The sequence below is a fragment of the Curtobacterium sp. L1-20 genome (assembly GCF_048755855.1).
Lineage (GTDB): Bacteria > Actinomycetota > Actinomycetes > Actinomycetales > Microbacteriaceae > Curtobacterium.
Genome location: NZ_CP151473.1, coordinates 1,142,177 through 1,157,029 on the forward strand (window position 1 = coordinate 1,142,177; position 14,853 = coordinate 1,157,029).

At 71.8% G+C, this 14,853-nt stretch carries 13 protein-coding genes; 5 read left to right on the forward strand and 8 right to left on the reverse strand.

Features of this window, described 5'->3' with window-relative positions; all coding sequences use genetic code 11:
• Window positions 1–63: 63 nt before the first annotated feature.
• Together AAEP86_RS06960 and purD are read right to left on the reverse strand one after the other, a co-directional pair.
• Window positions 64–933 (reverse strand): phosphoribosylaminoimidazolesuccinocarboxamide synthase, encoded by an 870-nt coding sequence (locus tag AAEP86_RS06960; RefSeq protein ID WP_420369812.1) that lies wholly within the window; start codon window positions 931–933, stop codon window positions 64–66.
• Window positions 930–2,198, reverse strand: coding sequence for a phosphoribosylamine--glycine ligase (gene purD, locus AAEP86_RS06965; protein WP_420369813.1), 1,269 nt, complete (start codon window positions 2,196–2,198; stop codon window positions 930–932). The genes AAEP86_RS06960 and purD overlap by 4 nt, the downstream gene beginning before the upstream one ends.
• 57 nt (window positions 2,199–2,255) lie before the next feature.
• Here purD and AAEP86_RS06970 point away from each other — a divergent pair, with 57 nt between their 5' ends.
• Complete coding sequence (locus AAEP86_RS06970) at window positions 2,256–2,618, forward strand: sterol carrier family protein (RefSeq protein ID WP_420369814.1); 363 nt, start codon at window positions 2,256–2,258, stop codon at window positions 2,616–2,618.
• Between the two features lie 341 nt (window positions 2,619–2,959).
• Here AAEP86_RS06970 and AAEP86_RS06975 read toward each other — a convergent pair whose 3' ends face one another.
• Window positions 2,960–5,533 carry a LuxR C-terminal-related transcriptional regulator gene (locus AAEP86_RS06975; protein ID WP_420369815.1) on the reverse strand — a complete coding sequence of 858 codons (2,574 nt, stop codon included), beginning with the start codon at window positions 5,531–5,533 and terminating at the stop codon, window positions 2,960–2,962.
• A 104-nt stretch (window positions 5,534–5,637) separates the two neighbouring features.
• On the opposite strand from AAEP86_RS06975, the gene AAEP86_RS06980 reads away from it, so the two are divergent.
• Window positions 5,638–6,051, forward strand: coding sequence for a hypothetical protein (locus AAEP86_RS06980; protein WP_420369816.1), 414 nt, complete (start codon window positions 5,638–5,640; stop codon window positions 6,049–6,051).
• A 40-nt stretch (window positions 6,052–6,091) separates the two neighbouring features.
• Here the strand turns inward: AAEP86_RS06980 and purF are convergent, their stop codons facing one another.
• A complete protein-coding gene (gene purF / locus AAEP86_RS06985) occupies window positions 6,092–7,549 on the reverse strand; it encodes an amidophosphoribosyltransferase (protein ID WP_420369817.1) in 1,458 nt (485 codons plus the stop codon).
• Between the two features lie 72 nt (window positions 7,550–7,621).
• On the opposite strand from purF, the gene purM reads away from it, so the two are divergent.
• Window positions 7,622–8,716: a phosphoribosylformylglycinamidine cyclo-ligase gene (gene purM / locus AAEP86_RS06990; RefSeq protein WP_420369818.1), complete on the forward strand. Its 1,095-nt coding sequence runs from the start codon at window positions 7,622–7,624 to the stop codon at window positions 8,714–8,716.
• A 383-nt stretch (window positions 8,717–9,099) separates the two neighbouring features.
• Here purM and AAEP86_RS06995 read toward each other — a convergent pair whose 3' ends face one another.
• A complete protein-coding gene (locus AAEP86_RS06995) occupies window positions 9,100–9,321 on the reverse strand; it encodes a DUF3073 domain-containing protein (RefSeq protein WP_420369819.1) in 222 nt (73 codons plus the stop codon).
• Window positions 9,322–9,479: 158 nt separating this feature from the next.
• Here AAEP86_RS06995 and AAEP86_RS07000 point away from each other — a divergent pair, with 158 nt between their 5' ends.
• Window positions 9,480–10,622, forward strand: coding sequence for an NAD(P)-binding domain-containing protein (locus AAEP86_RS07000; RefSeq protein WP_420369820.1), 1,143 nt, complete (start codon window positions 9,480–9,482; stop codon window positions 10,620–10,622).
• A 108-nt stretch (window positions 10,623–10,730) separates the two neighbouring features.
• On the opposite strand, the gene AAEP86_RS07005 is transcribed toward AAEP86_RS07000, so the two are convergent.
• The 3 genes from AAEP86_RS07005 to AAEP86_RS07015 all read right to left on the reverse strand — a co-directional run bounded on the left by AAEP86_RS07005 (window position 10,731) and on the right by AAEP86_RS07015 (window position 14,222).
• On the reverse strand, window positions 10,731–11,006 hold the full coding sequence (locus AAEP86_RS07005; RefSeq protein WP_420369821.1) for a DUF3072 domain-containing protein: 276 nt from the start codon (window positions 11,004–11,006) through the stop codon (window positions 10,731–10,733).
• Window positions 11,007–11,225: 219 nt separating this feature from the next.
• Window positions 11,226–11,981, reverse strand: coding sequence for a hypothetical protein (locus tag AAEP86_RS07010; RefSeq protein WP_420369822.1), 756 nt, complete (start codon window positions 11,979–11,981; stop codon window positions 11,226–11,228).
• 27 nt (window positions 11,982–12,008) lie between these two features.
• Window positions 12,009–14,222: an APC family permease gene (locus AAEP86_RS07015; protein ID WP_420369823.1), complete on the reverse strand. Its 2,214-nt coding sequence runs from the start codon at window positions 14,220–14,222 to the stop codon at window positions 12,009–12,011.
• Between the two features lie 190 nt (window positions 14,223–14,412).
• Here AAEP86_RS07015 and AAEP86_RS07020 point away from each other — a divergent pair, with 190 nt between their 5' ends.
• Window positions 14,413–14,844 carry a MerR family transcriptional regulator gene (locus tag AAEP86_RS07020; RefSeq protein ID WP_420369824.1) on the forward strand — a complete coding sequence of 144 codons (432 nt, stop codon included), beginning with the start codon at window positions 14,413–14,415 and terminating at the stop codon, window positions 14,842–14,844.
• The last annotated feature ends 9 nt before the right edge of the window (window positions 14,845–14,853 follow it).

A 14,853-nucleotide genomic window follows, 5' to 3' on the forward strand; every position in this document is an offset into this window, starting at 1 on the left:
CGCCCGGCCGACGCGACCGCCCGCGTGGCGCGTCGGCCGCCCGGCCGTGCACCGGCCGCCCGGTCAGGCGCCGAGACGCTCGATGAGCTCGCGGTAGCGCTCGGCCGTCCGCGTCACGATCGCCTCGGGCAGGACCGGGGGCGTGCCCTTGCGGTCCCAGTGCGCACTGAGCCAGTCGCGGACGATCTGCTTGTCGAAGGACTCGGTGCGGTTCCCCGAGCGGGCGTCCCAGTAGCGGCTGGAGTCGCTCGTCAGGACCTCGTCGGCGATGCGGATCTGCCCCGACGCGTCGCGCCCGAACTCGAACTTCGTGTCGGCGATGACCACTCCGCGCTCGAGCGCGATCGCCGCCGCCTCGGAGTACACACGCAGGGACAGGTCGCGCAGCTGCACGGCGACGTCCTCGCCGACGAGGTCGACCGTCTGCTCGAACGAGATGTTCTCGTCGTGCTCGCCCTGCGGCGCCTTGTGGGCAGGGGTGTAGATCGGCTCCGGCAACCGGTCGCCGTTCGACAGGCCCTCGGGCAGGGGCACACCGCAGACGCTGCCGGACTCCTGGTACTCCGCCCAGCCGCTGCCGACGAGGTACCCGCGGACGACGCACTCGACGGGGAACATCTCGAGGGGCATGACGTGCATCGACCGGGCCGCGACCGCGTCGGGGACGGGCGTGCCACCGGCGGACGGCGCGATGAGGTGGTTCGGGACGTCGGCCAGTCGGGTGAACCAGAAGCGGGACAGGCGCGTGAGGAGCTCGCCCTTGCCCGGGATCGGCGGTTCGAGCGCGAAGTCGTAGGCGCTCACCCGGTCGGAGGCGACGAGGAGCAGCTCGTCGGCGCTCGCCACGTCGTCGGTGCCGGTGGGGACGTAGAGTTCGCGGACCTTGCCGGAGGACACGTGCGTCCACCCGGGCAGCTCGGGTGCGGCGCTCACCGGGCGACCTTCGCGGCGATGTCGGTGCGGAACTGGCCGCCCTCGAGCGTGATGTCCCCGAGACCGGCGTAGGCGCGGTCACGCGCCTCGGTGAAGTCCCGACCGGTCGCGACCACGCTCAGCACGCGGCCGCCGGTCGCGACGAGTTCGCCGTCGAGCACACCGGTCGCGGCGTGGGCGACGGAGACGCCGTCCCGGGCGTTGGCGGCGTCGATGCCGGTGATGGTCCGGCCGGTCCTCGGGTTCTCGGGGTAGCCCTCGCTGGCCAGGACCACGGTGACGGCGACGTCGTCGCGGAACGACGGCTCGGGGGCGGAGCCGAGCTGTCCGGTGGCGGCGGCGAGCATCAGGCTGCTCAGCGGTGTCGCGAGGCGCGGGAGGACGACCTGCGTCTCCGGGTCGCCGAACCGGGCGTTGAACTCGATGACCCGGACGCCCTGCTCGGTGACGATCAGGCCGCAGTAGAGCAGACCGACGAACGGGGTGCCCTCGTGCTCGAGCCGGCGGACGGTGGGGAGGGCCACGAGGTCGGTGACCTCGGCCACGAACGCGCGTTCGGACTCCCAGCGGTCGGCGAGCCAGGGGAGCGGTGAGTACGCGCCCATCCCGCCCGTGTTCGGGCCGACGTCGCCGTCCGCCAGGCGCTTGTAGTCCTGCGCGGGGCTGAGCGGTCGGACGTCGTGCCCGTCGCTCAGGAAGAACAGCGAGACCTCTTCGCCGTCGAGGAACTCTTCGACGACGACGTGGCCGTGCTGCAGCCAGTAGGTCGCGTGGTCGACGGCGGCCTGACGGTCCTCGGTCACGAGCACGCCCTTGCCGGCAGCGAGTCCGTCGGCCTTGACGACGTAGGGGGCGCCGAGCTCGTCGATGGCCGCGACGGCCTCGTCGACGGTCCCGGCGTACACCGGACGCCCGGTGGGGACACCCGCCTCGGACATGATGCGCTTCGCGAACGCCTTCGAGCCCTCGAGCTGCGCGGCCGCCTTGCTCGGTCCGAAGACCGGGATGCCGCGGGTCCGGACGGGATCGGCGACGCCGGCGATGAGCGGGGCCTCGGGGCCGACGACCACGAGCTCGACGCCGTTCTCGAGCGCGTACTCGGCGACCAGGGCGCCGTTCGTCGGGTCGAGGGAGACGGTCTCGACGTCGGCGGCGATGCCGGCGTTGCCGGGTGCCACCGTGATGACGTGACCGGCCCGTTCCGCGAGGAGGGCCGTGGTGATCGCGTGCTCGCGGGCACCGGAACCGAGGACGAGGATTCGCACCCGATCACCCTACCGAGCCGGACTCGTCGGTCGCGAGACGACGGCTAGCCTGTGCACATGCCACCGAGGAGGATCGAGGACGCCGACGGACGAGCCGCGCTGGCGGCCGTGCAGCGCGGCGAGACGGCCCGGCCTGCCCTGGCGACCGCCGTGCGGTGGACGCTGCAGCGACTCGCCGACGCGGTCCCGGGCAACAGCGTCGAGGTGCGGGTCCCGCCCTTCGCCGCGGTCCAGGCCGTGCCGGGCCCGCGGCACACGCGGGGGACGCCGCCGAACGTCGTCGAGACGGACGCGACCACGTGGTTGGCCCTCGCCACCGGCGCGATGCACTGGGACGAGGCGGTCGCGCAGTCGCGGGTGAGCGCGTCCGGTTCGCGCGCGGACCTGACGGAGTTCCTGCCGGTCTCGGTGGACGCCTGACGGAGGGCGACGACCCTGCCGAGCGGACACGGCTCCGTCGGCAGGAACGGAGCCAGCGGTCGAATTAGGTAGCACCTACCGATGTGACGTCATCGACCGGAGTCCTACCGTTGTACTCGACGGCCTTCGACGAAGCAGGTCGGAGAAGCCGCCGGGATTCGGACCCGACCCGAACGGGTCCGAACCCGGCGACAGCACCAAAGGTACGCGACATCCGACACATCGTGTCAACTGATCCGGCGAGTCGTGCTGCATTCCGCAACGAAGTTGTGCGATCGCACAGCCCGGCGCAGGTGCTCCGCGTCCGAGCGAGCGATCCGGTCACCGATCGTCGACGGCGGTCAGAGCAGCTCGGTCAGCTCGCTCCGCGCGTGCAGGTCCCACTTCGTGAACACACGCGACAGGTGCGCGTCGATCGTCCGCACACTGAGTCCGAGCGTCTCGGCGATCCGCCGGTTGCTCAGGCCGCTGGCCGCCAGCGTGGCGACCTCGTACTCGCGGTTCGTCAGCGGGGTCTTCGTCCTGCCCGCCGAGACCGCCATGCCGTGGGCCGCGAGGACACCCTGCGCGGCGACCGTCCGGCTGCGGTCCCCGGACCGGACGGCGTCCGCGTACTCGACGATGGCGTTCGCGAGCGGTCCGTCGACCCTCGCCGCCGCGGCCCGCATGCGGTCGAGCGACGCCGAGGTGTCGCGGCCGCCCACCATGTCGGTCGCGTAGTGCAGCGTCTCCGCGTACATCACGGGGGTCCACGAACCGGCGGCGGTCGACCGCTCGATGATCTCGTCGGCGTGCCGCAGGCCGGCCGGGTTGCCGAGGACCGCCTCGGTCCAGGCGATCGTCACGGCGATCTGCTCGCCGGTGATCCGCATCGCCCGGAGCGGTGTCGCGCGTGCGCGTTCGAGCGCGGCGGTCGCCTCCTCGATCCGTCCGCCGTACCCGAGTGCCAGGGCGAGCCGCGCCCACGGGTACGCCGCGAAGCCCCCGTGGTCGGCGACGTCGTAGCGTTCGCAGGCGGCCGAGAACGCGGCCACGGCGTCGTCCCACCGGCGCTGCGCGATCGCGAGGTTGCCGTCGCCGATCAGCTCGAGCGTGAAGTCGTACTTCAGGTAGGGGCTGGACCGGCGAACCGGGACCTCGGTGATGAGGTCGGCGATGTCGCCGCGCCACACCTGCAGCTGGTGCATCACGGAGACGATCTCGCCGACGCTCCACGGTGCCTGTTCGAGGTGCTCGACCGCGGTGGCGAGGCATCGCGCGCCGAGGGCGGACGCGTCGTCCAGGCGCCCGGCTGTCGCGAGCGCCATGACCGCGCACGGTGCGAGGGCGAGGAACGCGAACGGGACCGTCGGGGCGTGCACGATGCCGGACCGTTCGAGCTCGGCGCGGACCTCCGCGAAGCGTCCGCCCCAGCCGAGGTGCGCGAGCCGGAGCAGCCGGAGCCGCTCGGCCGTCTCGTCGCCGACGAGCCGGACGGCAGCGTCGGTGAGCGCCACGGCCGCGTCGACGTCGTCGTCGTGGAACTGTCGGATGTTCGCGAGCGTCTCGCAGGCCTCGACCACCGCGGCGTCGTCGACGTCGTCCGGCGACGACCGCGCGATCTCCCACGCCGCTTCCGCGTCCGAGCGTCCGGCCTCACGACCGGTGCTGTAGGAGTGGGCGAGCGACCGGAGGCAGTGGGCCGCGACGCGCTCGGTCGGGCTGAGCGTCGTGCGGAGGGCCGCCGAGGCCAGGGCGGCCGCGTTCTCGTGCTCCTGCAGCTTCACCGCGACCTGGGTGGCGTCGAGCAGCTGGTCGACGGAGGGCAGGACACCGCACTCGAGCGACCACAGGGCGGCGCGGAGCCGTGCGGCGGGCGGTGCTCCCTCGGGCCGGTCGGTGCGGAAGGCGTTGGCCCGGGCGAACAGGGTCGTCCGACGGGCGACCGGCACGAGGTCGCGGACCACCTCGCCGACGAGCGGGTGGGACGGGCGTGCGACCGCGGTGCCGTCCTCGAGCGAGACGATGTGGACCAGGCCCAGCGCGACGACGCGGTCGACGTCCCCGCCGCTCACCATCGCGAGCAGCCGGGGCAGCGGGATCGGGTCGGCGAGGGCGACGATGTCGACGACGTCGCGGAGGTCCTCCGGCAGCGCGCCGAGTTCCGTCCGGTACATGTCGGCCAGGCTGCTCGACGCGGTGACACGTCCGCGCCAGTACCAGCCGGAGGCGGTCTGCTCGAGCGCCCCCGACGCCAGCGCGGACCGGACGACCTCGCGCACGTAGAGGGGGTTGCCGGCGGTCGCACGGTGCACGCGCTCCGCCGAGGCCGTCTCGAGCTGCGCACCGAGCGCCTCGGCGATGAGCGACGAGGTCTCGTGCAGGTCGAGCGGCGCGAGGTCGATCCGTTCGAGCAGGTCGTCCTGCCATAGCGCGCGTAGCGGCTCGGACAGTGCCGCGAAGTCGCGGCAGGTGAGCACGAGCCGTGCCCCCTGCTCGCGCACCAGCCAGGCGACGTAGCGGGCGGACATCGCGTCGAGGTGGTCGGCGTCGTCCACGCGCAGCACGACGTCACGGTCCGCGAGGTCCCGCACGGAGCGGAGCCGCTCCTCGGCTGAGCCGTCCCCGACCAGCTCGGCGAGGGACGCCGGGAGCTCGCCGAAGCGCTCCGCGACGGCGCCGAACGGCATCGAACGACTCGCCGCCACGGCCGTGATCGGCACGACGAGGGTGCGACCCGACGGGTCGCGACCGCTCACCCGGTCCGTCACGCGGGCCGCAGCGGAGCTCTTGCCGAGCCCGGGAGCCCCCACCAGGGCGACGCTCCACCGGTGCTCGGCGACGACTGCGACGGCTCGGTCCTCCTCGCGTCGCTGGAGGATCGGCCACGCGAGGCGTGCGGGGACACGCGCACCGCGTGCACTGCGATCTCGCATGCGCGTCCTCCTCCCCGTGTACCGATCGGTCGGGGACCATCCTCCCCCGGATCGATCGCGCTGTGCCGGCCGGAGTACGTCCCACAGTGGGGGACAATGGGAGCGTGAGCGACACCGACCGACCCGACGAACGACCGGCCCAGGCGCCGAACGCCGTCTCCTCCTCCGACGAGGTCACGATCCGTCGTGCCCCGAAGTTCGGCGTCTTCATCGTCGGCGGCGCGGTGCTCGGCTTCATCGCGACCCTCATCGTCGTCTCCGCCACGATGGGCATCGACCGCGGCGACCAGCAGGAGACCGCGAGCTTCGGCAGCCTCGTCGGGTACTTCAGCCTCTGGGGTGTCACCATCGGCGCCTTTGTCGGAGCGGTCGTCGCCGTCGTGCTCGACCGCGTCTTCGCGCGCCGTGCCGCCCGCCTGACGGCGGAGCGGGTCGAGGTCGAGCTCCCGCCGGAGACGGTCGAGGGCGAGATCGAGGACCACGGCGACGCCGACCGGCAGGACGACCGGACGCAGTAGACGCGACCGGCCCAACGGACGGGAGCGACCCGGTCGCGCCCTAGCTGAGCTGGTTCGCCTCGACCCAGGACAGGTACTCGGGGCTGACCGTGCCGGTCACGTACTCGCCCGTGAAGCAGCTCATCTCGAGGTCGGTGACGTCGGACCCCTCGATGATCGCGTCGCGCATGTCGCCGATCTCCTGGTAGATCAGGTGGTCGCTGCCGAGCACCCGGTTGATGTCGGGGATCTTCCGGTCGTGCGCGATGAGCTCGGCACGGGTCGGCATGTTGATGCCGTAGACGTGCGGGTACCGGACAGGGGGAGCCGCGCTCGTGAACGTCACCTCGTTCGCACCGGCCGCGCGGGCCATCTCGACGATCTCCTTGCTCGTCGTGCCGCGCACGATCGAGTCGTCGACGATGAGGATGTTCTTGCCCTTGAACTCGGACGACATCGCGTTGAGCTTCTGACGCACCGAGCGCTTGCGCTCCGCCTGGCCGGGCATGATGAAGGTGCGGCCGACGTAGCGGTTCTTGTAGAAGCCCTCGCGGTACTCGATACCGAGCTTCTGCGCGACCTGCATCGCGGCCGGTCGGCTCGAGTCCGGGATGGGCATGACCACGTCGATGTCGCCGGTGGGGGCGTACTGGGCGATCGTGTCCGCCAGGCGGTTGCCGAGTCGGAGCCGGGCGTCGTACACCGAGATGCCGTTCATCACGGAGTCCGGACGTGCCAGGTAGACGTACTCGAACGAGCACGGCACCAGGCGCGGGTTCCGCGCGCACTGCCGGGCGTGCATCGTGCCGTCCATCTCGATGAAGACGGCCTCGCCCGGGGCGACGTCACGGACGATCTCGTACCCGCCGGACTCGAGCACCAGCGACTCGGACGCGACGACCCACTCGGACTTGCCGGCGTCGTCGAACTTGTGCCCGAGGATGAGCGGCCGGATGCCGAACGGGTCGCGGAAGGCCAGCAGACCGTGCCCGGCGATGGTCGCGATCGCGGCGTAGGAGCCCTCGACGCGCTCGTGCACGCGCTCGACGGCGTCGAACACCTGGCCGGCGTCGAGGTCGTTGCCGCGCACCTGGCCCTGCAGCTCGTGCGCGAGCACGTTCACGAGGAGCTCGGTGTCGGAGCTCGTGTTGAGGTGCCGACGGTCGATGTCGAACAGCTCACGCGTCAGCTCACGCGTGTTCGTGAGGTTGCCGTTGTGCACGAGGACGATGCCGTACGGCGCGTTCACGTAGAACGGCTGGGCTTCTTCCTCGTTGCTCGCGGCGCCCTTCGTGGCGTACCGGACGTGCCCGAGTCCCATGGTGCCGAGCAGGGAACGCATGTCACGGGTGCGGAACGCTTCCCGCACGTGCCCGCGGGTCTTGTGCATGTGGTGGATGTGACCCTCGACCGTGGCGATGCCCGTCGAGTCCTGTCCCCGGTGTTGCAGGAGGAGCAGGGCGTCGTAGATGGATTGGTTTGCAGGCCCCTGCGCAACGAGGCCGACGATGCCGCACATTCGCGGTGTGCTCCAGACCGTAGAATCGGGTGGTACCGAACAAGTCTGCCATGCCCTAGCGGAGGACTACGCATGCCCAACCCGTACGCAGAGGCCGGCGTCGACACCGCTGCCGGTGACCTCGCGGTCGAGCTCATGAAGTCCGCCGTCGCGGCGACGCACAACGCCTCCGTGCTGGGTGGTGTGGGCGGGTTCGCGGGGTTGTACGACGTCTCGTTCCTGAAGGACTTCGAACGACCGCTCCTCGCGACCTCGACCGACGGGGTCGGCACGAAGGTCGCCATCGCGCAGGCGATCGACAAGCACGACACCATCGGGCAGGACCTCGTCGGCATGGTCGTCGACGACATCGTCGTGGTCGGCGCGAAGCCGCTCTTCATGACGGACTACATCGCCTGCGGTCGGGTCGTGCCCGCCCGCATCGCGGACATCGTGGCGGGGATCGCCCGCGGCTGCGCCGACACCGGCACCGCCCTCGTGGGCGGCGAGACCGCGGAGCACCCGGGTCTGCTCGGGCCGGACGACTACGACGTGGCCGGTGCTGCGGTCGGCGCGGTCGAGGCCGGGTCGCAGCTCGGCGCGCACCTGGTGCAGGACGGCGACGTCGTCGTGGCGATCGCGTCCTCCGGGCTGCACTCGAACGGGTACTCGCTCGTCCGGCACGTCCTGTCCTCGCGCGGCGTCGGCTTCACCGACACGCTGCCGGAACTCGGTGGCCTGGTCGGGGAAGCCCTGCTCGAGCCCACCCGCCTCTACACGTCGCCGCTGCTGTCGCTCATCGAGCAGCACCCGGGTGCCGTGCACTCGCTCTCGCACGTCACGGGCGGCGGCATCGCGGCGAACCTCGCCCGCGTGCTGCCCGTCGGGTCCTGGGTCGAAGTCGACCGCTCCACGTGGGAGCCCCTGCCCGTCTTCCGCGTGCTCGCCGACATGGCGGGGACCCCGATCGAGGACACCGAGGGGACGTGGAACCTCGGCATCGGCATGTTCGCCGTCGTCTCGGCCGCGGCGGCGTCGGACGTCATCGCCTCGCTCGGTGCCGCGGGGCTCGCCTCGTGGAGCGTCGGGACGATCTCGACCACTGCGCGCGACCTCGACGGGTTCGAGCAGGGCGCGAAGGGCGTCGACGGCGGCGCGGTGCGGCTCGTGGGGTCCTACGCGGGCTGAGGCGCTGCGCGCTGCTGTGCCGTGCCGGCGAGCTCGGGTCCGGGCACCGGGACGCGCTCGCTGACCCAGAACGACATGGTCGATGTCGTGCGACATCGACCCTGTCGCCGGTTGCATGCGCGGACTGTTGCGCACGCGGGGCAACGACGAGACCGCTGTCGTACGACTTCGGCGTTGTCGCCGGTTGCACGCGCGGACTGTTGCACACGCGCGGCGACGACGAGACCGCTGTCGTACGACATCGGCGTTGTCGTTCCGCGTCGGCGTCGGCATCAGCCCACGGCGTCGACGCGGGCGTGTTCGGGCCGCGCGCACGACGAGACGCCGCGCTCCCCGAGGGGTGCGCGGCGTCGTCGGTGAGCCGTCGGAGCGGCCCGGCCGGGTCAGGCGGACTTGTTCTGGTCCTGTTGGGTTCCGAGCTCGTCCCCGTCGTCGTACTGGTCATCACCGTATTGGTCTGCCCAGCGGTCGACGTAGGAGTTCTCGTCCGAGTGCTGCCCGGCGGAGAGCTCGCGTTCGAGCGCACCGTAGTTCGTCTCCGGACTGAAGTACTTCAGCTCCCGGGCGACCTTGGTGTGCTTTGCCTTCTGACGGCCGCGCCCCATGCGTGACCCCCTCGTGATCGGCTCTGGTCCGGTCCTGGCGGGCGAGGAGTCACCCGGGGAACCGAACGGTTTCGTGGTTGGAAATCTGCCGATCACTCTACCATGTACCCCGATCTGGACGTCGCCGCGACGGCCTCGCCCCCAGCAGAATCGAAGTGATGACAGACGACGCCCCGACCCCAGCCGATCAGCACGCCCGCGTCGTGGTGATCGGCGCGGGGCAGGCGGGGCTCTCGGTGGGATACCACCTGCGACGCCTCGGGCTGACCCCGGGGGAGGACCTCGTGATCCTCGACCGTGCAGCGAGCACCGGCGGGGCGTGGCAGTTCCGGTGGGAGGCGCTCAGGCTGGGCGCCGCGCACCGCGTCCACGACCTGCCCGGGATGAACGCGATGGGGCTCCGATTCGACGACGCCGACCGTTCCCGGCCGGCGCGCGACGTCGTGGGCGAGTACTACCGCCGCTTCGAGCAGCACTACGACCTGCGCGTGCGGCGGCCCGTCGCGGTGTCGTCCGTTTCACGCATCGGGTCCGGCGACGCGGGTCGCGGGTCGTCCGGCCTCTGCGTGGTGGTCCGGGCCGCCGACGGTGGGGAGCGCCGGATCACCGCGGACGTCGTCGTGAACGCCTCGGGCACGTGGGGCACGCCGTTCCTGCCGTGGTACCCGGGTCGGGACGTCTTCCGTGGGCGTCAGCTGGACACGACCGAGTACCGCAGTGCCGCGGACTTCGCCGGGCAGGACGTGGTGGTCGTGGGCGGCGGCACGAGCGCGATCGGCTTCCTGCTCGAGCTCGACGGTGTGGCCGCACGGACGCGGTGGTTCACGCGGCGCCCGATGGTGTGGTCGGAGACCTCGGCGCTCGACGTCGAGGCAGCGGTGTCCGCCGTCGACGAGCAGGACCGTGCGGCCCGGGCCGGCGAGGCGCTGCCGAGCATCGTGAGCGGCACCGGGGTGCCGGTGACGCGACGGATCCGCTCCGGGATCGACCGCGGCGTGCTGCGTGAGTCGCCGATGTTCTCGCGGCTCGACGAGACGGGGGTGGTGACGGCGGACGGGGAGCACGTGCACGCCGATGCGGTGCTGTGGGCGACGGGCTTCCGGGCCGACCTCCGGCACCTCGCGCCCCTGCACCTGCGCACCGCGGCCGGTGGGGTCGTCGTCGAGGACGGCCGTTCCGTCGACGAACCGAGGCTGTTCCTCGCCGGGTACGGGCCGCAGGCGTCGACCATCGGGGCGAACCGCGCCGGTCGGCGGATCGCGCGCCAGGTGGTGGATGCCCTCGCAGCCGCCGACGCCTGATCCCGCCCGACCCGGCACGGCGCAGCGCCGAGGCGACGGCGGATCAGCCGCCCGAAGCGGAACGGACCCGCGCCCAGGATCGGGCAGCGGGTCCGCGTCGGTGGTCGGTCAGGAACCGGCGCCGCGACCGGTCTGCTGCTGCAGGCGGTCGATGTGCTCGGACGCCTCGGCCTTGCTGAGGTCGGCAGGGAGTTCCTCGCCGGCTTCGCGCGCGAGGGTGTCGAGGTAGCTCCGCTGCGGACCGGTCATCGGCTCGTCGCCGGTCACCCAGTCCTCGGGGTCCTTGCTGGCGTCGGTCGACGGGTCGGGGCGGGGACCGCCGAGGGTCTCCTGCGAGTGGTCCGCGCCGGCCGGCGGGGTCTGGTTCAGGTCTGCATCGCTCATGCGGTGGACGCTACGCCGCACCCCCGACCGCGCCCCCTGACAGTCGTCCCCCGACCGCGCCCCCTGACAGTCGTCCCCCGACCGCGCCCCCTGACAGTCGTCCCCCGACCGCGCCCCCGGACAGCCGTCCCCGGACCGCGCCCCGGACTGCCGTCATGGACCGTGCCCCCGGACAGCCGTCCCCGGACGGTACGGGACCAGGCCGGGACCAGGCCGGGATCAGGCCGGGACGGCCGTGTAGCGCACCAGGTCCGGACCGACCGAGCTCACCGCGATCGGGACGCTCCGGTCGCCGCGCCGGATCCAGATCGTCGCCGCCCGCTCGTCCACCCGGTCGACCTCGTGCAGCTCGCCGTCGAGCAGCACGGCGGCGCGTACCTCGACGTGCCCGACGGACTCCCGTGGCGGCAACCCGACGACGTCGTCGGCGAGGTCCGGGTAGCGGCCGGGCGAGAGGAACGGCGACACCGGCGCCGTGACGATCTCGAGACCGTCGTCGACGGGGCGGACGGCGACGAGTCGGACCGCCTGGTCCGTCGGCAGGGGGACGTCCGCGACCGGCGCCTCGGCCGGACCGGCCAGTGCCCGGAAGGCGGGCCGGCCGTCGGGGGCGAGTCGCGCCTCCAGACCGTCGATCCGGACCCGTCCGCGACCGCGTGAGTCGGCGTAGGTGCCCGGCTCGATGCCGGACCGGCGGGCCTCCATCCGGCTGATCACGACGCGGTCCGGTCGGTACCAGTCGCGGAGGGTCGCCGGGTCGACCCAGCCGATGCTCTCCGTGCCACGGGCGAGTGCGGCCGACTCGTCGGCGGCGCGCTCGTCGATCGCGCCGAGGGGGTGCTCGCCCCGGACCGCGACGAGCCCCTCGTAGGGGCCGCCGACGGTCGGCTCGTGGTCGAGCACCTCGACGCGCTTCGAGACCTTGCCGCCGTGCCCGTCGAACGTCGCGAAGGTGCGCAGGTCGGAGATCGTCATGACGTCAGATGGTACGACGGGTCACCGTCACGACGCACGGCCGTCGCCCCGCGGCGACGCGGGCACGAGGGCGTGCACCTCGCCCGTGCACAGGGCCGGGTCGACGCCCTCGGCAGGGCCGGCCGGCCGCGTCGCGCGTCGTGGCTGCAGGCTGTTGCGCTGGGCCGAGCGGAGGAGGCGGTCGTCCTGCGCGTCGTGGTGGAAGACGCCCTCGGGGGAGCGGCGGAGGGCGGGGCGGATCGGCTCGCCGCGGCGCTCCTGACCGGGGAGCGGACGGGACCGCCGGCCGTAGAGCAGTTCGGACGAGTCGAGCAGCCACGGCACGAGTGCGACCGTGACGCCGTGCACGAGCAGGAGCTTCTTCCGGATCCGCCGACCGCGGTGGTTGTGCAGGAGGGACTCCCACCAGTGCCCGACGATGAAGATCGGGGTGTACACCGTGACGACCTCGGAGCCGTGCTCCATCCGGTGCGCCTTGATGTACTTGATGAGCGGCATCGAGATGTCGCGGTACGGGCTCGGCACGATGGTGAGCGGCACCTCGATGCCGTGCTCGGCCCACTGGGCGCGCAGCCGTGCGGCGTCGGCATCGTCGATGGCGACGTGCACCGCCTCGAAGCTCGCGTGCTTCGCCGCGATCGCGTAGTCGAGTGCCTTGAGGACCGGCTTCTGCAGCTTGTTGACGAGCACGATCGCGTGGTCGCCGGTGGCGCCGAACTGCGTCTCGACGTCCGCCTCGATCTCGTGCGAGACGTCCCGGTAGTACCGGTTCACGCCGAGCATGAGGACGAACAGGACGGGCATGATCACGAACACGAGCCACGCGCCGTGGGTGAACTTCGTGATGGTCACGATGACCAGGACGACGAAGGTGAACGTCGCACCGATCGCGTTGATGGTGAGTGAGCGGTACACCTGGCCACGGTGGACGGGCTCCGCCGCGGTGCCGTTCCGGTCCTCGCGCAGCAACCGTGTCCAGTGCCGCACCATCCCGCTCTGCCCCAGCGTGAACGACACGAACACGCCGATGATGTAGAGCTGGATGAGGCTCGTGACGTTCGCCCGGTAGACGATGAGCAGCGCGGCCGCCACGAGCGCGAGCACGATGACGCCGTTCGAGTAGATGAGCCGGTCGCCCCGGGTGGACAGGGCCTTGGGCGCGTACGAGTCCCGGGCGAGGATCGACCCGAGCAGGGGGAAGCCGTTGAACGCCGTGTTCGCGGCCAGCAGCAGCACGGCGGCGGTCGTCGCCTGGATGACGAAGAACAGCACCGAGTTGTCCCCGAACGTCGCCGCCGCGATCTGGGCGATGAGGGAGCGCTGCGGGGTCGTCGCGCAGTCGGCGAAGCCCTGCAGGTCGCACGCCCGTTCGGCGTAGTGCACGCGGGACACGAGCGCGAGGGTGATGAGGCCGACGAACAGGACGATGGCGATGCCGCCCATGAACACCAGTGTCATCTGCGCGTTCTTCACCTTGGGGCGTCGGAAGGCGGGCACGCCGTTCGCGATCGCCTCGACGCCGGTCAGGGCCGAGCAGCCGGACGCGAAGGCGCGGAGCAGCAGCAGGATGAACGCCGCCTGGGTCGTGTGCTCGACGTTCTGCACGGTGTAGGCCGCGGACTCGGCGACGGGGGCGTTGCCCGCGGCGACGCGCACCAGCCCGGTGACGACCATCACGAACACCGACGTGACGAACAGGTAGGTCGGGACGGCGAAGGCCTTGCTCGACTCCCGCACGCCCCGCAGGTTGGCCGCCGCGAGCAGGACGACGAAGAGCAGCGCGAGCTCCACCCGGAACTCGTTGAGCACGGGCAGCGCGGAGATGATGTTGTCCACGCCCGACGCCACCGACACGGCCACGGTCATGACGTAGTCGACGAGCAGTGCCGACGCCACGATCAGCCCGGCCTTCTCGCCGAGGTTCCGGTGTGCGACCTCGTAGTCGCCGCCGCCGGACGGGTACGCCTTGATGAGCTGGCGGTAGGACGCGACGACCACCAGCAGGAGGAGCACGACGAGGGCGGCCACCCAGGGCGCGAAGGTCAGGAACGACATCCCGCCGAGCAGCAGGATCATCAGGAGTTCCTGCGGCGCGTACGCCACGGAGGACAGTGGGTCGCTCGCGAAGATCGGCAGGGCCAGGTGCTTCGGGAGGAGCTGTCCTTCGAGCTTCTCGGAGGGGAGGGGATCCCCGATCAGTCGTGCTTTCAACGACCGGATCTCGTTCGTCACGAGCGGCAAACCTACTCAGTTCGGACCCGGAGTCAACACGAGCTGTCCGCGCGGTATTCCTGATCGGCCCCGACACACCACGATCACCCGCGCTCCGCCCCGTGCGGTTGACGCCACGTCAACCACTACCGTGGTCGGCATGAGCACACCGACAGGAACCGAAGGTCTCTCTGCGAAAGCCCCGCACACCATCGTGGCCGTGTCGCGTGCCACCGGCGTGACGAGTCGGGCGCTGCGGCACTACGACGCCGTCGGACTGCTCCCGGCGACCGCCGTCGGCGAGGGCGGACTGCGGCGCTACGACGACCGGGCGCTCGTCCGGCTGCAGCGGATCCTGCTGCTCCGCGGGCTCGGTCTGGGGCTGCCGGCGATCCGTCGGGTCCTGGACGCCGAGCCGGACGACGTGGCCGCGCTCACCGCACACGTCGCGTTGCTCGAGCGGGAGCGCGACCGCGTCGCCCGACAGCTCGCCGCGGTGCGCACCACCATCACGCGGATCCAGGAGGGTCGGGAGATGACGACGACGGACGCGTTCGACGGGTTCGACCGGACCCGGTCCGGTCAGGAGGTCGAGGAGCACTGGGCTGCCGACGCGGGGGAGCGACGAGGTGGCCGCCACCGGCCGACCTGACGGCGGACC